Below are 22647 nucleotides of genomic sequence, written 5' to 3' on the forward strand. Positions count from 1 at the left end.
GGCAACGCCGCCCGCATGGACAAGCCGCTGCAACGGTATTGGCGCGACGTCCATGTCGGCCAGCTGCACGCCATCCATGTCCCCGGCACCATCTACCACGCGTCGGCACTGAGTTCGCTGGGCGTCGACCCGCAGGGTCCACTCCGGGCGATGATTTAACTGGGCCGAGACAGCCAGAGGAGGCGCATCACGTTGACCGACCTGAAAAGCCTGGGCTACATCACCATCTAGACGAACGACATCGACTACATCAAGTCCCAGCCCGCCTATGACGGACGGCCGTTCGAGGTGATGCACGGGCTGAGCACCAACCGGGTCGGGGAAGGACACGTCGCACGCGACGATCCGAATGGGCGCCCGGGGATGAGCGCCGGCGAGATCGTCGACCGGTTGGGCTGGCTGGCCGGACCGGGGGTGACGGTCAGCGCGGTGCCCATCCCCGCCCTCAGCGGTGTCGACGAATCCCTCGATTACGCACAATGGGTGATCGAGGAGATCAAGCCCAAAGTGCCGTAACCGATTACCTGATCGTCAGCCCGCGCCTGCGCACCCACAACAGCGCGGCGGCCGTGCCGAAGAGCCACATGGCCACGGCGATCGCCAGGTGCACGAAGCTCTTGGTGTCGCGCCCGAACACCGGCCAGATCATCGCGGGCACCTTCGTCCAAAGCACCTTGTGCTCAACCCCGTTCATCGGGTCGGCGACGTAGTACAACGCGTACGGCAGGGTCAGGACCGCCAGCCAGCTGCCGGTGCGGCGCCGATCGCCCCGCTGGCGCCAGCGCCGGATCAGCGGCTCGACGCTGACCGGATGCAGCACCGAAATCAGGTTGCCCACCCCGAGCCAGGACACGATGGGCACGGCGACGGTGGGGATCGTGATCCCCAGCCGCCCCGGCGTTTCCAACCACAGCGTCAACACCATGGCCGCCAGCAGGGTCGGCAGCCCGACGATGGCAAGCAGGGCGAGGTTCTTGATCAGCAGGATCCGCCAGAACGGCACGCCGGCGGACAGGCCCGCCAGCACGCGGTAGTGGTCGGCGCCGAACAGATTGGTGGTGGTCACGTCGGCCAGCACCCACGACGAGAAGTACGTGCCCACTAGGATCACCCAGTCGGTGTGATGGCGGCCGACGGTCAGCGGCTGCACCAGCAGCCAGGCCGCGGCGAAGATCACGTTGGCGACCACGCCCATCAGCCAGGTGCGGGGCGCGGTGAACGCCCACCGGATCTCCGCGGCCACCGCCGCGGCCAGGCCCGGCTTCTCGAAGTCCGTGGCGGCCCGCCGGGCGGAGTCCGGGCGGGGGGCCGACGCGCGCACGGCGGCGTGCAGGACGGCACGCGCGCGGGGGTGCATCGACCGCTGCGGTTCCGCGCGGCGGTCGATGCGATCGCTGTGGGGCGAGGCGACCAAGGAACGTGCTCCCGGCAATCGATCGGTCAGGGGACGGACCCGAATTCCATCCCAGGCAGGATAGCGACATGAACCGCAAGCGTGTCGTCATTGCCGGCCTCGGAGATGCGGGTGTGTTGGCCGCGATCCGGCTGTCCGCGCACGCCGACGTCGTCGGCATTTCCGTCAAGCCCGCGCTGGTCAGCGGTCAGGAACTCGGCGTCCGGCTCTCCCGTCCGGACGACTGGGCGCGCGACTACTGGATTCCGTTCGACAGGTTCCGGCGCCTGGACCGGGTGCGCACGGTGCAGGCCCGGCTGACCGGCCTGGACCTGGACGGCCGCGCCGTGCTGGGCAAAGGGGCCGACGGCACGACACTCGCCGAGGAATTCGACGCGCTGATCATCTCGACCGGGGTCAGCAACGGCTTCTGGCGCCGGCCGACGCTGCAGTCGGCCGCCGAGGTCGGCGCGGAGCTGCGCGCGGCACACGGCCGGCTGGCCGCTGCCGATTCGGTCGTCGTCGTGGGCGGCGGCGCGGCGGCGGTCAGCAGCGCGCTGAACCTGGCCACCACCTGGCCCGGGAAGCGGGTCGACCTGTACTTTCCCGGCCCGCGCGCTTTGACCGAATACCACCCCCGAAGTTGGGACCGGATACGGCGCCGGCTCACCGGCCTGGGCGTGGGCATCCACCCGGGCCACCGCGCCGTGCTGCCCGACGACTTCGCGGGCGAGGAGATCACCGGCGAGCCGGTGCACTGGAGCACCGGGCAAGCTCCGGTCCCAGCCGACGCCGTGCTGTGGGCGATCGGGCGGGTGCGGCCCAACACCGACTGGCTGCCGCCGGAGCTTCTCGACGAGCGCGGGTTCGTGCGGGTGACGCCGGAGTTGCGGGTGCCCGGACAGCGCGGCGTCTTCGCGGTCGGTGACGTCGCGGCGACCGACCCGCTGCGCAGCTCGGCCCGCAACCGCGGGGATGCGCTGGTGGCCCGCAACGTCCGCGCCGAGCTCAGCGGCGGCCGGCTGCGGACCTACCGGGCGCCGACGCGGCGGTGGGGTTCGCTGGTGGGCGTCCAGCCCGACGGGCTGGAGGTCTTCCTGCCCACCGGCCACGCGTTCCGATTCCCGACGTGGTCGGTCGACAAAGTGGTGATGCCGTGGATCGTGCGGTGGGGCATGTATCGCGGTGTGCGGGAGAACAATCCGCTGGGGTAGGAAGCGACGTCAGGCGCTGTTGAGCAGCAGCATCAGCCCGTAGTCCATGTGGATCTGCTGGTGGCAGTGCAGCAGCGACAGCCCGGGCTGGTCGGCGACGAAATCGACGTCCATGCTCTGGTAACCCCCCAGCATCGCGACGTCCTTGTGGACCCCGGCGGTTGGCGCGCCGGCGAATCGGGTGATTTCGAAGGTGTGCCGGTGCAGGTGCATCGGGTGCAGGTCGTCGCTGGCGTTGCGGAAGCGCAGCCGGTAGCGCTTGCCCTGCTGCACATCGAGCACCGGCCGGTTGCCTTCCATGGAAAACGGCGTGCCGTTGAAGGTCCAGACGTTGAACCCGTTGTCGGCGGCATTGCGCTTCTCGATCAACAGCTCGATGGTGTGGTCGGGCGGCGGGACGGGCGCGGGGTGCGCGAACAGCCGGTAGTCCCATTGGAACGCCTGCGGCGCGGTCCACCGCGGATCCCCGCCGCGGCCGGCGTATTCGACGACCGTCCCCATGCCGTGGCCGCGGTCGTCGTCGGACAGGTCACCCAGCACCCAGACGCCCGGATTATTCATGGTGACCACCGCCGAAATGCGTTCGGCCGCACCGAGCCACAGCACCGGCACCGGCGCGGGGTTGGGCACCGGGTTGCCGTCCAGCGCGACCACGTCGAAGGTGTGCCCGGGCAAGGCCAGGCTGCGTGATTCGGTGGCGCTGCCGTTCAGCACGTGCAGCAGTACCCTTTCGCCGGTTCGCACGCGGATCGGAGCGCCGTGACCGAGCATGCGGCCGTTCACGGCGAACGCCCCGTAACTGACTTCGAAGCCGCGCGGGTCACCGTGGTCGAGCGACGCCTTCATCGCCGATTCGCCGCGCTCTTTGAGATCCGGCTCCTGTTCGCCGGCCAGGAATTCACTGGCCATGTCGCCGCCGCGGCTCAACGACGGCTCGAACTCCTTGAGCGTCAGGAAGATTTCCTGGTCGTAGGCGCCCGCGTCCTGCCTTGGTTCGATGTAGACGGGGCCGACCAGGCCGCTGTATTGCCCGCGAGACAGGTCGTCGCGCGGGACGACATGGGTGTGGTAGAAGCGGAACCCCGCCGGGCCGGGAACGAAGGACACCCGTCGCATGCCGTGGGCGGGCACGTAGGGGGTGCCCTCCTCGGCCGCGCCGTCGACGTCGACGCCCAGCCGCTGACCGTGCCAGTGCAACTGCTCGGGGGATTCGGTGTCGTTGAACACGTCCACCACCGCCCGCCGGCCCTCCTTGAACCGCAGCAGGGGGCCGGGGAACTGCCCGTTGTAGGTCAGCGTCGACACGATGTGGCCCGGCGCCAGTTCGACTGCGCCCCTGCCGATTCGCAGCGTGTAGTCAGCTTCGCCGCCGGGCGGCGCGGGGTGCGCGCACGCGGCACCACTTGCGGCAAGCGCGGCCACGCCGCCCCATTTGAAGAAGTCACGCCGATCCAGGGGCACGTCATCGCCCCCGCGGGTAGGCAGCAAGGACGGGCAGGAGGAAATCGATGCGGTCGTCCAATTCGCTTGCCAGCCACCCGAATTCGGGATACCCCGCGCCCGACGGGTCGGGCACGCTCCAGTGCATCGTGGTGGTCACGCCGTGCTCGCGCGCGTACTCGCGCACCTTGTCGCACAGCGTGATCACGCAGTCGAAGCGGCGCCGCGCCACCGCGGTCAAGGGCTGCGGCCGCTGCGCGCCGAGGTCGATCCCGTACCGGTCACGCATGATCCGTATCGCGTTGCGGTGCAGGTGCGGTTTGGGATGGCTGCCAGCGCTGGCGGCCCGGATGCGGCCGTGGCCCCGCCGCCGAAGCAACGCCTCGGCCATGGGCGAGCGCACGCTGTTGCCCGAACACAGGAACAGCACCGAGCGCACCGGCGGTTTCGCGGCGGGCGCGGGCGCCAGCGCCGGGTGCAGCGCCGTCGCCGCCTCGCGGAACGCCCCGGCGCACCCCGTCAGGTTCAGCCGGTAATAGGTGTCGCGACCATCGAAACTGCTGCGCCGCGCGTCGATGAGGCCGGCCGAGCGCAGCAGCCGCAGGTGATACGAGATCAGGTTCTGGGGCTCGTCAACGGCGTCAGCCAATTCCCGCACCCGGAGGTCGCCGCCCGCCAGTTCGGTCAGCAGCGCCCAGCGCACCGGGTGCGAGGCCATCTGCATCAGCGACGGAACCGCCGTCCTGCCTGCCGCCACGTCGCAGACAATACATCAAACCCATTTGATAGGTTTGCCGCTGCGCAGCGGTGAGGAGACCGAATGGCCGACAGCAACACCGACGAGCTTCGCCGAAGCCTGGGCTTGTTCGACGCGGTGACGATCGGACTGGGGTCGATGATCGGGGCCGGGATCTTCGCCGCGCTCGGCCCGGCGGCGCGCGCCGCGGGTTCCGGGCTGCTGCTGGGCCTGGGGGTGGCCGCGGTGGTGGCCTACTGCAACGCCACCTCGTCCGCGCGGCTGGCCGCCCGCTACCCCGCCTCCGGCGGCACCTACGTGTACGGCCGCGAGCGGCTGGGCGCCTTCTGGGGATACCTGGCGGGGTGGGGTTTCGTCGTCGGCAAGACCGCCTCGTGCGCCGCGATGGCCCTGACCATCGGCGCCTACGCGTGGCCGGCGCACGCCCACCCGGTGGCCGTCGCCGCGGTGGTCGGACTGACCGCGGTGAACTACGCCGGCGTGCAGAAGTCGGCGTGGCTCACCCGCGTCATCGTCGCGCTCGTGCTGGCCGTGCTGGCGGCGGTGGTCGTCGCCGCGTTCTCCTCGGGAACGGCCGTCGCCGACCACCTCCGACCGGCGGGCGCCGGCATCGGCGGGGTCATCCAGGCCGCGGGGCTGTTGTTCTTCGCCTTCGCCGGCTACGCGCGCATCGCCACCCTGGGCGAGGAGGTGCGCGACCCGGCACGCACCATCCCGCGCGCGATACCCGTCGCGCTCGCCATCGCGCTGGCCGTCTACGCCCTGGTGGCGGTGGCCGCGCTCGGGGTGCTGGGGCCGCGGCGCCTCGGCCGAGCGACGGCGCCGCTGGTCGACACCGTGCGGGCGGCCGGCGCGGGCTGGCTCGTTCCCGTCGTGCAGGTGGGCGCGGCCGTCGCCGCGCTGGGCTCGCTCCTGGCGCTGATCCTGGGCGTCTCCCGCACCACGCTGGCGATGGCCCGTGACCGCCACCTGCCCCACGCGCTGACCGCCGTGCACCCACGGTTCGGTGTCCCCCACCGGGCGGAACTGCTGATCGGCGTCGCGGTGGCGATCCTGGCCGCCACCGCCGATCTGCGCGACGCGATAGGTTTCTCCTCCTTCGCCGTGCTGATCTACTACGCCGTGGCCAACGCGTCGGCGTTCACCCTGGGGCGCGACGAGGGCCGCCCCCACCGGGTGATCCCGATCACCGGGCTCATCGGATGCGTGCTCCTCGCGTTCGCGATGCCCCTGTCGTCGGTCCTGTCCGGCCTGGCGGTGCTGGCCATCGGCGTCGCCGCCTACGCGATCCGGCGGGCCGGCGCGAAATAGGGGTGGCGCGCTGATTCGATAAATGCTTATATAGAAGAATGTCGAAACAGCAGGCATGCTGCCCCACCCTGGGGACGGCCGCCATGGCCGAGTCCCACGCGTCGGAACTGGCGGCGATGTTCAAGGCGCTGGGCGACCCGGTGCGCCTGAGGTTGTTGAGCCTGATCGCCAGCAGCCCCGGCGGCGAGGCCTGCGTCTGCGAGATCTCGGCGACCTTCGACCTGTCGCAGCCGACCATCTCCCATCACCTCAAACTGTTGCGCTCCGCCGGCCTGGTGGACTGCGAGCGGCGCGGCACCTGGGTGTACTACTGGGCGATTCCCGCAGCGCTACAAAAACTTTCGTCGGTGCTGCAGCCGTGACGGGCACGCACACGTCGGCCCCCAGCGCGGCCGCGACCCGCCTCCCCACCATGGACCGGTTCCTGCCGGTCTGGATCGGCGCGGCAATGGCGGCCGGCCTGGCGCTCGGCCGAATCGTTCCGGGCCTGGGCTCGGCCCTGGGCGCCGTTGCCATTCAAGGTGTTTCACTGCCGATCGCGGCCGGCCTGCTGGTCATGATGTACCCGGTGCTGGCGAAGGTCCGCTACGACCGGCTCGACGAGGTCACCGCCGACCGCAAGCTGATGGTCACCTCCGTGTTGCTCAATTGGGTGGTCGGGCCGGCGGTGATGTTCGCGTTGGCGTGGTCGCTGCTGCCGGACCTGCCGGAGTACCGCACGGGCCTGATCATCGTCGGCCTGGCGCGCTGCATCGCGATGGTCATCATCTGGAACGACCTCGCCTGCGGGGACCGTGAGGCGGCGGCCGTGCTGGTCGCCCTGAATTCGCTGTTCCAGGTGGTCATGTTCGCCGCGCTGGGCTGGTTCTACCTGTCGGTGTTGCCCGGGTGGTTGGGCCTGCCCCAAACCGGGATCAGCGTCTCGCCATGGCAGATCGCCAAAGCGGTGCTCGTCTTCCTCGGGATCCCGCTGCTGGCCGGATACTCGTCGCGCCGGCTCGGCGAACGGTTCCGGGGCCGCCACTGGTACGAGACGCGGTTCCTCCCCCGCGTCGGACCGTGGGCCCTCTACGGGCTGCTGTTCACCATCGTGATTCTCTTTGCCCTGCAAGGCCATCAGATCACCTCCCGCCCGTGGGACGTGGCCCGGATCGCGATCCCGTTGCTGGCCTACTTCGCGATCATGTGGGCGGGCGGGTATGCCCTGGGGCTCGCGCTGCGCCTCGGCTACGCCCGCACCGCCACGCTCGCGTTCACCGCGGCCGGCAACAACTTCGAGCTGGCCATCGCGGTGGCCGTCGCGACCTACGGCGTCACGTCCGGGCAGGCCCTCGCCGGGGTGGTCGGCCCCCTCATCGAGGTGCCGGTGCTGGTCGGCCTGGTCTACGTGTCGCTCGCGCTGCGTTCACGGGTTTTCGCCGATGAGCGCTAAGCCCAGCGTCCTGTTCGTCTGCGTGCACAACGCCGGACGCTCCCAGATGGCCGCCGCCCTGCTGAGCCGGCTGGCGCAGGGCCGCATCGAAGTCCGTTCCGCCGGAACGCAACCCGCCGACGAGGTCAACCCCGCCGCCGTCGCCGCCATGGCCGAGCTGGGCATCGACGTGACCGCGGCCCGCCCGAAGGTCCTCACCGGCGCAGACGTTCAGACCAGTGACGTCGTGATCACCATGGGCTGCGGCGACACCTGCCCGTATTTCCCGGGAGTGTCCTACCGCGACTGGAAAGTGCCCGACCCCGCAGGCCAGCCGCTGGCCACCGTGCGCGCGATCCGCGACGACATCGCCCAGCGCGTCCAAGCGCTGATCGCCGAACTCCTGCCCACCGCAACGCCATAACGCGCACCGAAGAAAGGACACCCCATGTCTCGCGTGCAATTAGCCCTCAACGTCGATGATCTCGGCGAAGCGATCGCGTTCTACTCCAAGCTGTTCAACGCCGAACCGGCCAAGGTCAAACCCGGCTACGCCAATTTCGCGATCGCCGAACCCCCACTCAAACTGGTGCTGATCGAGAACCCCGGTCACGGCGGCAGCCTCAACCACCTCGGCGTGGAGGTCACGGACAGTGACACGGTGCACGCCGAAATCGCGCGCCTCGCCGAGCGCGGGCTGGTGACCGAGGCCGAGCTCGACACCACCTGCTGCTTCGCCAACCAGGACAAGGTGTGGGTCACCGGCCCCGGTGGGGAACGCTGGGAGGTCTACACCGTCATCGCCGACTCCGACACCTTCGGACCCGCCGCCGACCAGGCCGAAGCCGCCTGCTGCCAGAACTAGCCGGCACCGCACGGTTCCGGCGCGGGCCAAACGGGAAGACTGAGCGGATGGCCGACCCGGGAGAAGACGCGTTCGAGAAGCTGGTCGGGGTGCTGAACTACCCGATGTACGTGGTGACGACACGCGCCGACGGCGTCGCGGCGGGCTGCCTGGTGGGCTTCGCGAGCCAGACCAGCATCCACCCGCCCCGCTTCCTGGTGGGCCTGTCCCGGAAGAACCACACTTTCCGGGTCGCCGCCAAGGCGACTCACCTGGCGGTGCACGTGTTCGACCACGAGCACCTCGGCGTCGTGGAGCTGTTCGGCAGCCAGACCGGCGACACCATCGACAAGTTCGACCGCTGCTCGTGGCACAGCGGCCCGGCGCAGATGCCCATCCTCGACGACGCGGCCGCCTGGTTCGCCGGCGAGATTCTCGAGCGGTTCTCCCTGGGCGACCACGTCGGTCACCTGCTCGCGCCGGTGGACGGTCGCCCGCCGCAGGAGCTGGAGAGCTGGGTGTCCTTCGGGGACGTCCGGCATCTGGAACCGGGCCACGAGGCGTAGCCGTGGCTCCCCGCGTGGGCACCGTCGCCGACAGCACGGAGCTCGCATCGTTTTACGCCGACCCCCCGCAGGGCGTGCGGGTCAACATGATCTTCAGCGCCGACGGCGCCGCCGCGTTCGGGGGCCGGGCCGGCCCGCTGTCGTGCCCCACCGATCAGCGGCTCCTGAAGATCCTGCGGGGCTTCGCCGACGTGGTGTTGGTGGGCGCAGGCACCGCCCGCGCCGAGAACTACGGCCCGGTCCGGCTCCCCGACCGCGGCCCGGCCGCACCGCCCCCGATCGCGGTGGTCAGCCGCAGCGGCCGGCTGCCGGCCAGGCTGCTCGCCGACCCCGATCAGCCACCGATCGTGGTGACGTGCGCGCTGGCGGCGGCGCGCGAGGACCCCGGCGACGGGCGGCGGGTCGTGGTGGCCGGCGAGGACTCCGTCGACGTGGCGCGCGCGGTCGCGCTGCTGCGCGAACGAGGCATGCACCGCATCCTGTGCGAGGGCGGCCCGACCCTGCTCGACGAGCTGGTGGAGGCCGACGCCGTCGATGAGATCTGCGTGACGTTGGCCCCCAAACTCGCCGCGAGCCAGCCGGTGGGCCGACGCCCGACCGCGTCGCCGCTGCCCGCACCGGTGACGATGCGCCTCGAGCACGCGCTGGTTTGCGACGGTTACGTGTTCTTGCGATATCGCCGCTGATTCCGCTCGACATGCAGCCGGGGAAAGCCCTTCCTATGATGGAAATGCCCGGTTCGACACCCATGTCGAATCGCCTGCGCGGCATGGTTTTCAGATCCTCGCCGTCCACTTTCTCGAGCCATACACCAGGAGGACTATCGGCCAGGTGAGCAGCTCAAACGACGACCATGACTACCGTAATCTGGCGGTGAACCGGCTGCGGCCCAGCGAACTTCAGTGGGCGCTGAACCACGACGCCGTGCACGGTATCGCCTACGCATTCAAGAATCCCGTCGCCGTCGCCGAATCCATCGACGACCCGGACGACGACCGAATGACCTACCTGATCCGCGTCAAGCGCGACGACCTGGCCAACGCCTTCGGCAAGATCAACGACTGGATCACCGAAAACCCCGGCCCCGCCGGGATGCAGGCCTTCGGATTCGTCCGCGCGCTGTCTCGCGAAGGGCTGACGGAACGCGCCGGCGGTGAGGACGAACTCCGTTAATCCCGGCGTCCCGATCGGCTGGCTTTCGCTATTCGCCGTGCCCGGCGGACCGTGAAACCTTAGCCTTATGCCTGCGCACGGTCGGTGACTGAGGAGTCGGGATGGGTGACACCACCGCGGATTCGCGGGAGGGTTCGCAGTTCGGGCCATATCTGCTGCGGCGGCTGATCGGTCGCGGCGGCATGGGTGATGTCTACGAGGCCGAGGACACGGTCCGGGAGCGCACGGTCGCCCTGAAGCTGATGTCGCAGACGCTGTCCAACGACCCCGTCTTCCGCTCCCGCATGCAGCGCGAGGCCCGCACCGCGGGCCGGCTGCAGGAACCGCACGTCGTGCCGATCCACGACTTCGGCGAGATCGACGGTCAGCTCTACGTCGACATGCGCCTGATCGACGGCAAGGACCTGGCCGGCATGCTGAGCCGGTACGGGCCGCTGTCCCCGCCGCGGGCGGTGGCGGTCGTCCGCCAGATCGGCTCGGCGCTCGACGCCGCCCACGCGGCCGGGGTCCTGCATCGCGACGTGAAACCGGAGAACATCCTGGTGAGCGGCGATGATTTCGCCTACCTCGTCGACTTCGGCATCGCCAGCGCCACCGCCGACGAGAAGCTGACGCAAATCGGCACCACCGTGGGCACGGTGAAGTACATGGCCCCGGAGCGATTCAGCGACTCCGACGTCACCCACCGCGCCGACATCTACGCCCTGGCCTGCGTCTTGTACGAGTGCCTGACCGGATCGCCGCCGTACACCGGCGACCAGATCAGCGTGATGGGCGCCCACCTGCACCAGGCGATCCCGAAGCCCAGCGCCGCGCGGCCCGGCATCCCGGCCGCCTTCGACGGGGTGATCGCCCGCGGCATGGCCAAGGATCCCGCGGACCGCTACGCCACCTGCGGTGACCTCTCGGCGGCCGCGTATGCGGCCCTGGCCGAACCCGACCAGGACCGGGCCACCGACATCCTGCAACGCAGCCAGGTGGCGCGGATGCCCGCCGCATTCGCCAGCCAGCAGTCCGCCGGGATCGCCCAGGCCGCCCCCGCGCACGCCCCCTCGTCCGGCCCGATGTGGGCGCCGACGCCTCCCGGCGGCCCGACGCCCCAACCGACGGGATGGGGCGGAGCCCCCACCTGGGGCCCCGGCACCGCGGGCGTCGCGCCCCCCTGGGGCCAACCGCCGCGGCCGAGCAGGAAGCCCTGGCTGTGGGTGGGCGTCGCGGCCACCGCCCTGGTGGCCATCGTGGGCGTCGCGCTCGCCGTCGTCCGGCCCTGGGAATCGGCGCCCCCGCCGGAGCCGACGAAGCCACCGCCGCCCGCGGACGCCGTCGCGCTGCGGGTGCTCGACGACGGTGTGTTCGTCGGCAGCTCGGCCGCGTCCACCACCATCGACATCTTCAACGAACCGATCTGCCCGCCGTGCGGCAGCTTCATCCGGTCGAACGCGGGCGACATCGACACCGCCGTGAACAACAAGAAACTCGCGGTGCGCTATCACCTGCTCGACTTCCTCGACGACAAGTCGCACAGCAAGAACTACTCGACCCGGGCGGTGGCCGCGTCGTACTGCGTCGCGGCGCAAAGCGACCCCAAGACGTACACCGCCTTCTATTCGGGCTTGTTCGCCAGCAACTTCCAGCCGGCGGAGGACGCCGCCGAGGACCGCACTGACGGCGAACTGGCCCAGCTGGCCAAGAACGTCGGCGCGGACGCCGACGTTCTGACGTGCATCAAGTCCGGGGACGACGTCGGCACGGGCAAGGCGAAATCCGCGGCCGGGTACGCGACGCTGTCCGGGCTCAACGCCAACTCGACACCCTTCGTGTGGGACGGCACCGCGTCGGTGAACTACTCCGACCCGACCTGGCTGACCAAGCTCATCGGGTAGCGGGCGATGATCGATGACACCCGGGCGAGCGACAACGACCGTAACCGGACCTGCGAGGCGCTCGACGCGGCGCTCGGCGACGGTCAGTTGTCGACCGAAGAGCACCGCGAGCGGGTAAGCGCCGCCACCAGGGCCACGACACTGCGCGAACTGCGGTCGCTGCTGGCCGACCTGCAGATCCACCCGGCCGCCGAGCGCGCTCCGTCGTCGCCGTCGGGAATCAACAGGCGCCGGGCCGGGATCGCCGCGGCCGTCGCGCTGGTGCTGGTCGGCGGCGTCGCCTGGGGGCTGCAGCGCGACACCCCTTCGGCCCCGGCGCCATCCGCCGCCCCGAGTGCGGCCCCCAGCAGCTCCGCGGCCATGACCACCACCCCGACGCCTCCGCCGCCGCAGCTGTTGAGTCTGAGCGGGGTGAGCGGCGTGCTGGCGCAGATGCGGACGCAGTTCGGCGACACGCTGGGTTATCAGCTGAACATCTACCAAACCCAGGTCGTGGTCATGCGTCCGGACACCGCGAACCCCCAGAAGGTGGTGAGTTGGCTGGGCCGCGACGGCAATTGGGCCAGCGTCGGCCCCGAGAACGCGGTGTCCTCCCGCTTGGTGGTCGGTGACCTCAGCAAGTTCGACGTCCAGGCGGTCGTCGACGTCGTGCAGCAGGCGCCGCAGACCCTGCACATCTACGACGCCAACCGGATCTTCCTGGCGATCGAGTCCCGCAAGGACGGCGGCTTGCGCCTACAGATCAGCGTCAGCGACGGGCCCCTCAGCGGCACCATCGTGCTCGCCCCGGACGGCACCGTCACGCAGGTCGCTCCCCCCGAGCACTGATCGCGGCGGCCCGCCGTCGCGCGGCCGCCGTCCGACGGGTCGATGTTGTACGTTTCTGCGGTGAGATCGGTGCGCGCTCACCGCCACGGTGCGTCGACGGGAGTCGCTCGATGACCGGCGCCCAGGGCTCGCGGGTGGGGACGATGTTCGGCCCCTACCACCTCACGCGCCTGCTCGGCCGCGGCGGCATGGGCGAGGTCTACGAGGCCGAGCACACCGTCAAACAGTGGACGGTGGCGCTCAAGCTGATGTCGCACACGTTCAGCGGAGATCCGGTGTTCCGCAAGCGAATGGAACGCGAGGCGCGGATCACCGGCCGGCTGCTGGAGCCGCACGTGGTGCCCATCCACGACTACGGCGAGATCGACGGGCAGCTGTACCTGGAGATGCGCCTCATCGAGGGCATCGACCTGGGCAGCCTGCTCGAGCGCGAGGGCCCGCTGCCGGCGTCGCGGGCGGTGGCCATCATCCACCAAATCGCCTCGGCCCTCGACGCCGCGCACGCCGCCGGGGTGACCCACCGCGACGTCAAACCGCAGAACATCCTGATCACCGGCGACGACTTCGCCTATCTCGTCGACTTCGGGATCGCCAGCGCCAAGTCCGACGAGAAGCTCACCCAACTGGGCACCGCCGTCGGCACCCTGAAATACATGGCGCCCGAACGGTTTTCGAGTGAAGAGGTGACGCCCCGCGCCGACGTCTACGCGCTGGCCTGTGTGCTCTACGAGTGCCTGACCGCGACCCCGCCCTATCCCGCCGACAGCACCGGCATGCTGGTCAGCGCCCACCTGATGCAACCCATTCCCAAACCCAGCGAGCAGGGCTCGGGGGTGAGCCCGGCGTTCGACGCCGTGATCGCCGGCGGGATGGCAAAAACCCCGATCGAGCGCTACCCGACCGCAGGCGCCCTCGCCCAGGCCGCGCACCGGGCGCTCAGCAGCCCGGAACGCCAACGCGCGGAGACGATTCTGCGCCAAAGCGAAATCGTGACCCCGGACGGGACGCCGCCGGACGCGCCTGCGCCCAAACGCAACCGCTGGCCGATCGCGGCCGCCGCCGTGGCGGTGATCGTCGCCCTTGGCGCCGTTGGCATCTGGCTTGCGGTCAAGCCGTCCGGCCAGCGGCACGCCAAGTCGACCGTGGCGAAAACCGCGCCGCCGTCCAGCATCGCCCCCAACGACGACCAGGCTCGGCTGATCAGCCTGTTACCGCCCGGCTACCTGGCCGGCACCTGCACGCCCGCCACTCCGGAGTCGGGCAGCATCTGGGTGCACGCGGTCGCGATGGTGACCTGTGGGCAGAACACCCAGCCCGGCGGCCCCAGTCACGCCACCTACGGGCTGTTCGCCACGCCCAACAAGCTGAAGAAGGCCTTCACCGACGACATCGCCAACGTCAGCCTGGTGAACTGCCCCGGCGAGGGACGCTCGCCCGTCAGCTGGCACTACGACCAGACCCCCAACGACATGGCCGGGCTGATCGCCTGCGGCACCTACAACAACCACCCGAACGTCATCTGGACCAACGACGAGAAGCTGATGCTCAGCGACGTCTCCGGTGACCCGGCAACCGTCGAGGACCTGCACACCTGGTGGGACGCCAACGGCTGACCGCCGCGACCCCTACAGGATGTAGAGCATCTCCTGGTAGGTCGGCAGCGGCCAGAGGTCATCGGCCACAACGCCTTCCAGCGCGTCGGCCGCGGCGCGCACCGCCTCCATCGCCGGCAGCAGCGCCGCCTGGGCGTGCTTGGCCTCCTCGAGCGCCGACTCCGCCGAATGCCCGGACAGCGCGCCCCTCAGCGTCGCCAGCGCGGCGGTGAGGTCGTTCAGCGGGGCCGAAACCGCTTCCAGCGCGGCCGTGTTCGGCTCCACCCCGGCGGCCTTCAACGTCGCGACGTTGCCGGCCAGCTCGGTCTGGTAGCGCAGCGCGGCGGGCAGGATGACCGTCGTACCGATCTCGAGGGCCAGCTTCGCCTCGACGCCGATGGTGAGCGCGTACTGCTCGAGCCGGACCTCGTAGCGGCTGTGCAGCTCGCGCTCGTTGAAAACCCCGTACTTCTCGAAGACTTCGACGGAGTCGGGCTTGATGAGTTCCGGAATGGCGTCCAGTGTCGTCTTCAGATTGGGCAATCCGCGCTCGGCCGCCTCGATCTGCCAGTTCTCCGAGTACCCGTCGCCGTTGAACACGACCGCGCCGTGATCGGTGATGATCTCGGTGAGCAGCTTCTGCACCGCCGCGTCGAAGTCCTCGCCGGCCTCGACCGCCTTCTCCAAAATCGTTGCGATGTAGTCGAACGAGTCGGCCATGATCGTGTTGAGGACGATCATCGGCACGGCGACCGTCTGCCCCGAGCCCGGAGCCCGGAACTCGAACCGGTTGCCGGTGAACGCGAACGGGCTGGTCCGGTTCCGGTCGCCGGGATCGGTCGGCAGCGGCGGCAGGGTGTCGACGCCGATGATCATGGTGCCCTTGCCCTTTGACGAGGTGGCCGCGCCCTTGGCGATCTGCTCGAAGACGTCGGCGAGCTGCTCGCCGAGGAAGATCGAGATGATCGCGGGCGGCGCCTCGTTGGCGCCCAGCCGGTGGTCGTTGGTGGCCGAGGCGACCGAAACGCGAAGCAGGCCGGCGAACTTGTGCACGGCGCGGATCACCGCGGCGCAGAACACCAGGAATTGGGCGTTCTCGTGTGGCGTGTCGCCGGGCACCAGCAGCGAACCCAGCTCGGCGTTGCCCACCGAGAAGTTGACGTGCTTGCCCGAGCCGTTGACACCCGCGAACGGCTTCTCGTGGAAAAGGCATTCCATGCCGTGCTTTTTCGCCAGGGTCTTGAACACCGTCATCAGCAGCTGCTGGTGGTCGGAGGCGATGTTGGCCCGCTCGAACATCGGGGCCACCTCGAACTGCCCGGGGGCGACCTCGTTGTGCCGGGTCTTGGCCGGGATGCCGAGTTTGAACAGCTCCCGTTCGGTGTCCATCATGAAGCCCAGCACCCGCTCGGGCACCGAGCCGAAGTAGTGGTCGTCGAATTCCTGGCCCTTGGGCGGCTTGGCGCCGAACACGGTGCGCCCCGCGTTGATCAGGTCGGGCCGCGCCAGGAAGAAGTGGCGGTCGACGAGGAAGTACTCCTGCTCCGGCCCGCAGAACGACACCACCTTGTTGAGGTCGGTGTGGCCGAACAGCTTCAGGATGCGTTCGGCGTGGATGCCCATCGCCTGCTGGCTGCGCAGCAGCGGCGTCTTGTAGTCGAGCGCCTCACCGGTCATCGAGACGAACACCGTCGGGATGCACAGCGTGTTGCCGTTCGGGTTCTCCAGCACGTAGGCGGGGCTGGTCACGTCCCAACCGGTGTAGCCGCGCGCCTCGAATGTGCTGCGCAGCCCACCCGACGGGAAGCTGGATGCGTCCGGCTCGCCCTGGATCAGGGTCTTGCCGGCGAACTCGGCGAGGGTCTGCCCATCGGAGACGGGTTCCAAGAAGCTGTCGTGCTTTTCGGCAGTCAGCCCGGTCATCGGGTAGAAGACGTGCGCGTAGTGGGTGGCGCCCTTCTCGAGCGCCCAATCCTTCATCGCGACCGCGACCGCGTCGGCGACCGCGGGGTCCAGCTTGGCGCCCTTGTCGATGGTCGCCACGATCGACTTGTACACCGCCTTGGGCAGCCGCGCCTGCATCTCCGCCTTGGTGAAGACGTTGGAGCCGAAGATCTCCCCGGGCAGCTCGCCCGGGACGAAGCTGACGGCGGGGGGAACGTATCCCTCGACATTGTTGATCGCCTGAAGGCGGACCGCGTTACCGCTCAATGGAATTCCTATCGCTGATTGGGCCCCCGTCTGGTGGACCGACTCACACTAGGAACTTCCGATGGCGGATTTGTTACGCCCGCGTCACCGGTATCGCCGCGAAGGTTTCAAACAGAAGACGGCCCGCGGCCGTCGGCCTCGGCGTCCTCCACCGTCAGCGGCAGGGCCAGCTCTTCGAGCGGGCGCCGTTCGGCGGCGATCCCGAGCCGCAGTTCGACCAGGCCGGCGATCGCCATGACCGCGGCGCCCGTCAGGAACGACCACATCACCTGCCCGCGTTCCCCGGAGTTGATCAGCTGCCCGAACAGCAGCGGGCCGGTGATGCCGCCGATCGCGGTTCCCACCGCGTAGAAGAACGCGATCGCCAGCGCCCTGGTCTCCATCGGGAAGATCTCGCTGACCGTCAGGTAGGCCGCGCTGGCGCCCGCCGACGCCAGGAAGAACGCGACCGCGAGGACGCCGATGAACGCCCAGACGCCGCCGGTCTGGGTCACGAACAGGATGGCCAGGACGACGGCCACCACGGCGGATCCGATGTAGGTGGCCGTGATCATCGGCTTGCGGCCGACGGTGTCGAAGAGGTGGCCGAGCGCCAGCGGACCGACGAAATTGCTCAGCGCCCACAGGATGAAGAACAGCGGCACCTTCCCCGACGGCACGCCGTAGAACCCGCTCAGCAGCGTGCCCAGATTGAACGTCACGCCGTTGTAGAGGAAAGCCTGCCCGGTGAACAACGCCAGCCCCAGGATCGCGCGCTGCGGATAGAGCTTGAAGGCGACCCGGGCGATTTCGCGGAACGAGATCGTCTCGCGCTGACGGATTTTGAGCCCGCGCCCTTGGGGCTCGGGCAGGGGTCCACCGGTCTCGCGGCGCACCGCCTCCTCGATCTCGCCGACGACTCGCTCCGCCTCCTTGTCGCGGCCGTGGATGAACAACCATCGCGGGCTCTCGGGGACGTTGCGCCGGACCAGGAGCACGAAGATGCCGAAGATGGCGCCGACGCCGAAGGCCAGCCGCCAGCCGATGTTGGGCGCGAAATTGGACGTGTCGAGCAGGACGAGCGCGCCGGCCGCCCCGGCCGCCGAACCGAGCCAGTAGGTCCCGTTGATGATCAGGTCGACGCGGCCGCGCAGGCGGGCGGGGATCAACTCGTCGATGGCCGAATTGATCGCGGCGTATTCGCCGCCGATGCCGGCGCCGGTGAAGAACCGCGCGGCGAAGAAATACCAAGGGGCGAAGGCGAACGCGGTCGCGACGGTGGCGGCCAGGTAGACCGCCAAGGTGAGCATGAACAGGTTGCGCCGCCCGAAGCGGTCCGTCAGGTGGCCGAAGAACAGCGCGCCCAGGCACGCCCCGGCGATGTAGAACGCGGCCGCCATGCCGATCTGCGCGGCGTTCAGGTCGATGCCGCTGCCCTTCTCCGTGAGGCGAGCCGACACGTTGCCCACCATCGTGACCTCGAGCCCGTCCAGGATCCACACCCCGCCCAGCCCGATGACGACGCGCCAGTGAAATCGCGACCACGGCAGCCTGTCCAGGCGCGCGGGCACGTGGGTGGTGATGGTTCCGGTCTGCACGCTTCCGCTCATCTGGCTCCTATCCGGGTGGCTTCAGAAGTACCCAAGCGAGGCGCTGCGCAAGCCTCAGCCGCGGTCGGCGCGCGACTCCTCGGGGGTCCAGGCTTGCGGCTGTCCCGGGTGGCCGGGGAACAGGAAGTCGATGAAGGCCGCGGCCGTGGGCTGAGGTTCGTGGTTGGCCAGCCCGGGCCGTTCGTTGGCTTCGATGAAGGCGTACTCGGCGCCGGTGACGTCGGGCACCAGCAGGTCGATGCCCGTCACGGGGATGCCGATGGCCTCGGCCGCCGTGACCGCGACCCGGCACAGTTCCTGGTTCACCACGGCGGTGACGTCGTGGATGGTGCCGCCCTGGTGCAGGTTGGCGGTGCGGCGGACGCGCAGGCGGGTGCCCTGGGGCAGCACGTCGTCCAAGGTCCAGCCCGCCTCGGCGACCGTCGACTCGGTGAGGTCGTCGAGCGGGATGCGGGACTCCCCTCCGGTGGCCGCGGAGCGCCGCCGACTTTCGGCCGCGATCAGGTCGCGGATGCTGTGCTCGCCGGTGCCGATGATCTCGGGCGGCATCCGCAGCGCGGCCGCGACCACCCGGCCGTCGATCACCACCAGCCGCAGGTCGTCGCCCTGCACCCGCTGTTCGATCAGCACGTCCGGGTATTGCTGACGCGCCCGGGCCAGCGCGGCGGCCAGCTCCTCGGGTCCGTTCTCGGCGGTCACGCCGACGGTGATGCCCTTGCCCTGCTCGCCGCGGGTCGGTTTGACGACGACCTCGCCGACCTCGGTGAGGAAGTTGTAGTCGCCCTCGTCGAAGGTGGCCAGGCGGGCGCGGGGCACCGTGATGCCCGCCTCGGAGACCAGGCGGCGGGTCAGGCGCTTGTCGTCGCAGCGGCACATGGCCACCGCCGAGGTGTATTCGGACAGCGATTCGCGGGTGACGACGCTGCGGCCGCCGTGGGTGAGGCGCATCTCGCCGGTTTCGGCGTCGAGCACCTCGACCCAGATCCCGCGGCGCAGTGCCTCGTCGGCGATGATCCGGGCGTAGGGGTTGAGGTCGTCGACCGTCTCGGGCGGCGGGCTGAACAGCGGCTCGTTGATCGCGTTCTTGCGCTTGATCGCCAGCACCGGAACGCGGACGAAGCCCAGCTTCTCGTACAGGCCGATGGCCGCGGCGTTGTCGTGCGCGACGGACAGGTCCATGTAGGCGCGGCCCGCGCTGCGGAAGCGCTCCGCCAGCGCCCGGGTGAGGGCCGCGCCGATGCCGGGCAGCCCGGCCGCCGGGTCGACGGCCAGAGTCCACAGGCTCGACCCCTGCTCGGGATCGTCGAACAGCAGCTCGTGGTCGACGCCGGTGACGGTGCCCACCACGGCGCCGTCCGTATCGCGCACCGCCAGCAGGTAGGTCACCGCGGGGACATTGAGGTGGTTGTTCCAGATGACGTCGACGCCGGCCGGGACCATCCCGCAGCGCACGTAGACGCGGTTCATCGCGTCGGCGTCGACCGGGTCGTTCAGCGTGCGCACGGTCACGCCGATCGGCGCCGGGTCCTCCGTATTCTTCGCGTCGGCGAAGCGCAGCCGATAGGTGTGGCTCGGGTCGATGAACAGCTCGGTCGGCGCTTCGGCAACCACCACGTGGGATTCGCGGGCGTAGATGCAGATGTCGCGTCGGCCGGGCCCCTCCCGGCGCAGCGCCTCGACCAGTTGGTGGGCGTCGGCGAAGGTCTGGCCGAAAATCAGCCGGCCCCAACCCAATTCGAGCTCGACATCCTTGGCCATCGCCTCCACCAGCTCCGGCGGCGAGGCGTCGTGCAGGCCCATCGTGATCGCCTCGGTGTGGTCGCCAGAGGGATCGGTTTCGGTCATGCCACCGGACCCGTGATGCCGTGCCGCTGCAGCCACAGTTCGAGCAGGGCGATCTGCCAGAGCTCATTGCCGCGCAACGGGGTCAGCTTGCCGTTGGGATCGGCCAGGAGCGCGTCGACCGCCTCGGTGCGAAACAGGCCGCGCTCCTTGGCCACCGGCGCGTAGAGGGCGTCGCGCACCATGTCGAGGTAGGGCCCCTCGAGGTGGGTCAGCGCCGGAACCGGGAAGTAACCCTTGGGCCGGTCGATGACCTCCGACGGAATCACCCGTCGCGCGGCCTGTTTGAGGACGCCCTTGCCTTCGTGGGCGATCTTCAGCTCCGGCGGGCAGGTCGCCGCCAGCTCGACGAGCTCGTGGTCGAGGAACGGGACCCGGCCCTCCAGGCCCCAGGCCATGGTCATGTTGTCGACGCGCTTCACCGGGTCGTCCACCAGCATGACGGTGGTGTCCAGCCGCAGCGCGCGATCGACGCCCGTCTCGGCGCCGGCGCGCGCGAAATGCTCGGTGACGAAGCGCTCGCTGGGGTCGTCCGGGGCCATGATGCCCGGGCCCAGCAGGCCCGCCATTTCGGCGGAATCGCGGTCGAAGAAGGCGCCGCGGTACTCGGCGACCGAGCCCTGCAGCGACGCCGCGGCCGGCGAGCCCATCGGCGGGTACCAGTGGTAGCCGGCGAACACCTCGTCGGCGCCCTGGCCGGACTGCACGACCTTCACGTGCCGCGCCACTTCCTGGCTGAGCAGGTAGAAGGCGACGCAGTCGTGGCTGACCATCGGCTCGCTCATCGCGCCGATCGCGCCGTCGAGCGCGGGCAGCATCCGCTCGGTTCCGATGCGGATCTGGTGGTGGTCGGTTTCGAAGCGCCGGGCGATGATGTCCGACCACCGGAACTCGTCGCCCTCGACGCCCCCGGCCGATTCGAAGCCGATGGAGAAGGTCATCAGGCCGTGCTGGCCGGCCTCGGCGAGCAGGCCGACGATCAGGCTGGAATCGACGCCGCCGGACAGCAGGCAGCCGACGGGCACGTCGGCGACCAGCCGGCGCTTGACCGCGACGCGCAGCGCGTCCAGCACCGCCTCTTCCCAGTCGGTTTCCGACCAGGCGGCGCGGTCGTCGTGCCGGGTGAAGTCGGGGGTCCAGTAGGTGGTGATGGTGCGCCGGCCGTCGGGCTCGATCGCGACGAGCGAGGCGGGCGGCACCTTGCGGACGCCGCGCAGGATGGTCAGCGGCGCCGGGACCACCGAGTGGAAGGTCATGTAGTGGTGCAGGGCGACCGGGTCGATGCGGGTGTCCACGCCGCCGCCGGCCAACAGCGCCGGCAGGGCCGAGGCGAACCGGATCCGGTGGCCGTCCTCGGTGAGGTAGAGCGGCTTGATCCCCAGCCGGTCCCGGCCCAGCAGCACCCGGCCGCTGTCGCGCTCGACGATGGCGAAGGCGAACATGCCGTGCAGGTGGCTGACGAAGTCGTCACCCCAATGCCGGTAGGCCTTGATGAGGACCTCGGTGTCGCTGTGCGAGAAGAACCGGTAGCCGTGTCCGGTGAGTTCGCGGCGCAACTCCTTGTAGTTGTAGATGCAGCCGTTGAACGCGATGGCCAGGCCCAGCTCCGAGTCGACCATCGGCTGGGCGCCGGCCTCGCTGAGATCGATGATCTTGAGCCGACGATGGCCGAGCGCGACGCGCCCCTGTGACCAGGCGCCGGACGCGTCCGGGCCCCTCCGGGTCATCACGGCGGCCATTGCGGACACCGCTGCTACGTCGGGCACCTGCCCGTCGAGCCTTACCTCCCCGGTGACTCCGCACACTCCTTGGACCATACCGAAGGCGGTTGCCACGCGCCCGAACGGCCACTGTGAAATGCGTCGTCGCGGCCGCGGCGCGCCCGGACGGCGAGACCCCCGCCGGCCGCCGGATGCCCCGGAACCCGGAACCCGGAAGCGAACGAGCGCACCGGAGTACCGCTTCGTGGTTGCGCCGCTCGCCCGCCTGTTAATTCTTGGTTGCGCTCTGCTCTCGTATTCAGCCCCCGCGCGCTCCGCCATTCGCCTCCGCCCGGTCGCGCGATTCGATGGCGATGCACTCGAAGGCGTTGCAATCCACCCGGTTTCGGTGCGATAACCGCCCGATCGCCGCCGACTTCAGGGCCCGGTTCGTGTGAGGTCGTCGGCCCGGCGGCGCCGAGAAAGATGCGCCGGTTCTGGTTACGGTGCAGCCACCCTGATGACACCCCGTCGTCACTTTGAGGAAGACCGTGAGAGCCGAATGAATGCGCATGCCGGGATGTGGCGGATTGTCGGCGCGGCGTCCGCCGGGGCCGCAGTGTTCTTCGCCGCACCGGCTTCCGCCGATCAAATCGACGATTCATTCCTCGCGGAGATTCAGCGCAACGGGATCGTCTTCACCGATCGGGGGGCCGCGATCGCGGCGGGACACAACATGTGCGCCGGGCTCGACAAGGGCAAATCGCCAACCTCGTTGGTGCTCAACGTCGTACGGGCCACCGACCTGTCGGCACACGAGGCCGGCTACCTGCTCGGCGCTGCCGTGGCCTCGTATTGCCCCCAACACCGGGCCGCCATCGGCAACTAGCGCG

Annotated in this window: 18 protein-coding genes and 3 pseudogenes; 14 read left to right on the forward strand and 7 right to left on the reverse strand. The window is 69.8% G+C overall.

Features of this window, described 5'->3' with window-relative positions; genetic code table 11:
• Together A9X05_RS29795 and A9X05_RS15035 are read left to right on the forward strand one after the other, a co-directional pair.
• Positions 1–159: pseudogene (locus A9X05_RS29795) on the forward strand (hydroxylase); the annotation flags it as partial.
• Positions 160–240: 81 nt separating this feature from the next.
• Positions 241–516: pseudogene (locus A9X05_RS15035) on the forward strand (LLM class F420-dependent oxidoreductase); the annotation flags it as partial.
• A gap of 4 nt (positions 517–520) precedes the next feature.
• On the opposite strand, the gene A9X05_RS15040 reads toward A9X05_RS15035, so the two are convergent.
• Positions 521–1321 carry a hypothetical protein gene (locus tag A9X05_RS15040; protein WP_067782422.1) on the reverse strand — a complete coding sequence of 267 codons (801 nt, stop codon included), beginning with the start codon at positions 1319–1321 and terminating at the stop codon, positions 521–523.
• 161 nt (positions 1322–1482) lie between these two features.
• On the opposite strand from A9X05_RS15040, the gene A9X05_RS15045 reads away from it, so the two are divergent.
• Positions 1483–2607, forward strand: coding sequence for an FAD-dependent oxidoreductase (locus A9X05_RS15045; RefSeq protein ID WP_067782380.1), 1125 nt, complete (start codon positions 1483–1485; stop codon positions 2605–2607).
• 9 nt (positions 2608–2616) lie between these two features.
• Here A9X05_RS15045 and A9X05_RS15050 read toward each other — a convergent pair whose 3' ends face one another.
• Both A9X05_RS15050 and A9X05_RS15055 read right to left on the reverse strand, forming a co-directional pair.
• Positions 2617–4068, reverse strand: coding sequence for a multicopper oxidase family protein (locus A9X05_RS15050; RefSeq protein ID WP_067782425.1), 1452 nt, complete (start codon positions 4066–4068; stop codon positions 2617–2619).
• 1 nt (position 4069) lies between these two features.
• Positions 4070–4804, reverse strand: a complete 735-nt coding sequence (locus A9X05_RS15055; protein ID WP_231978388.1) for a helix-turn-helix domain-containing protein — start codon at positions 4802–4804, stop codon at positions 4070–4072.
• Between the two features lie 63 nt (positions 4805–4867).
• Between A9X05_RS15055 and A9X05_RS15060 the strand changes: the two genes are divergently transcribed.
• From A9X05_RS15060 to A9X05_RS15110, 10 genes and pseudogenes are all read left to right on the forward strand, one after another.
• Positions 4868–6115, forward strand: coding sequence for an APC family permease (locus A9X05_RS15060; RefSeq protein WP_067782383.1), 1248 nt, complete (start codon positions 4868–4870; stop codon positions 6113–6115).
• A gap of 38 nt (positions 6116–6153) precedes the next feature.
• Positions 6154–6477, forward strand: coding sequence for a helix-turn-helix transcriptional regulator (locus tag A9X05_RS15065; RefSeq protein ID WP_067748100.1), 324 nt, complete (start codon positions 6154–6156; stop codon positions 6475–6477).
• Between the two features lie 50 nt (positions 6478–6527).
• Positions 6528–7950: pseudogene (gene arsB / locus A9X05_RS15070) on the forward strand (ACR3 family arsenite efflux transporter).
• 24 nt (positions 7951–7974) lie between these two features.
• Positions 7975–8391 carry an ArsI/CadI family heavy metal resistance metalloenzyme gene (locus tag A9X05_RS15080; protein WP_067782389.1) on the forward strand — a complete coding sequence of 139 codons (417 nt, stop codon included), beginning with the start codon at positions 7975–7977 and terminating at the stop codon, positions 8389–8391.
• A gap of 47 nt (positions 8392–8438) precedes the next feature.
• Complete coding sequence (locus A9X05_RS15085) at positions 8439–8936, forward strand: flavin reductase family protein (RefSeq protein WP_067782392.1); 498 nt, start codon at positions 8439–8441, stop codon at positions 8934–8936.
• Between the two features lie 2 nt (positions 8937–8938).
• Complete coding sequence (locus A9X05_RS15090; RefSeq protein WP_067782395.1) at positions 8939–9622, forward strand: pyrimidine reductase family protein; 684 nt, start codon at positions 8939–8941, stop codon at positions 9620–9622.
• A gap of 145 nt (positions 9623–9767) precedes the next feature.
• Positions 9768–10109, forward strand: coding sequence for a hypothetical protein (locus tag A9X05_RS15095; protein WP_067748110.1), 342 nt, complete (start codon positions 9768–9770; stop codon positions 10107–10109).
• 101 nt (positions 10110–10210) lie between these two features.
• Positions 10211–11992 carry a serine/threonine protein kinase PknE gene (locus tag A9X05_RS15100; protein WP_067782398.1) on the forward strand — a complete coding sequence of 594 codons (1782 nt, stop codon included), beginning with the start codon at positions 10211–10213 and terminating at the stop codon, positions 11990–11992.
• A 6-nt stretch (positions 11993–11998) separates the two neighbouring features.
• The gene (locus tag A9X05_RS15105) at positions 11999–12820 is read left to right on the forward strand and encodes a DUF1707 domain-containing protein (protein WP_067782401.1); all 822 of its coding nucleotides are present in this window, start codon (positions 11999–12001) and stop codon (positions 12818–12820) included.
• 110 nt (positions 12821–12930) lie between these two features.
• Positions 12931–14433, forward strand: coding sequence for a serine/threonine-protein kinase (locus A9X05_RS15110; RefSeq protein WP_067782404.1), 1503 nt, complete (start codon positions 12931–12933; stop codon positions 14431–14433).
• A 12-nt stretch (positions 14434–14445) separates the two neighbouring features.
• On the opposite strand, the gene A9X05_RS15115 is transcribed toward A9X05_RS15110, so the two are convergent.
• The 4 genes from A9X05_RS15115 to A9X05_RS15130 all read right to left on the reverse strand — a co-directional run bounded on the left by A9X05_RS15115 (position 14446) and on the right by A9X05_RS15130 (position 21859).
• Positions 14446–16623, reverse strand: coding sequence for a glutamine synthetase III (locus tag A9X05_RS15115; protein WP_067782407.1), 2178 nt, complete (start codon positions 16621–16623; stop codon positions 14446–14448).
• Positions 16624–16730: 107 nt separating this feature from the next.
• Positions 16731–18212, reverse strand: coding sequence for an MFS transporter (locus A9X05_RS15120; protein ID WP_067782410.1), 1482 nt, complete (start codon positions 18210–18212; stop codon positions 16731–16733).
• A gap of 54 nt (positions 18213–18266) precedes the next feature.
• Positions 18267–20057: an N-acetylglutaminylglutamine synthetase gene (gene ngg / locus A9X05_RS15125; protein WP_067782413.1), complete on the reverse strand. Its 1791-nt coding sequence runs from the start codon at positions 20055–20057 to the stop codon at positions 18267–18269.
• On the reverse strand, positions 20054–21859 hold the full coding sequence (locus A9X05_RS15130) for an N-acetylglutaminylglutamine amidotransferase (RefSeq protein ID WP_067782416.1): 1806 nt from the start codon (positions 21857–21859) through the stop codon (positions 20054–20056). Before A9X05_RS15130 ends, ngg begins: the two co-directional genes overlap by 4 nt.
• A gap of 457 nt (positions 21860–22316) precedes the next feature.
• On the opposite strand from A9X05_RS15130, the gene A9X05_RS15135 reads away from it, so the two are divergent.
• Positions 22317–22643: a DUF732 domain-containing protein gene (locus A9X05_RS15135; RefSeq protein ID WP_067782419.1), complete on the forward strand. Its 327-nt coding sequence runs from the start codon at positions 22317–22319 to the stop codon at positions 22641–22643.
• Positions 22644–22647 lie beyond the last annotated feature (4 nt).

The sequence above is a fragment of the Mycobacterium sp. E3298 genome (genome assembly GCF_001666895.1).
Taxonomy (GTDB): domain Bacteria; phylum Actinomycetota; class Actinomycetes; order Mycobacteriales; family Mycobacteriaceae; genus Mycobacterium.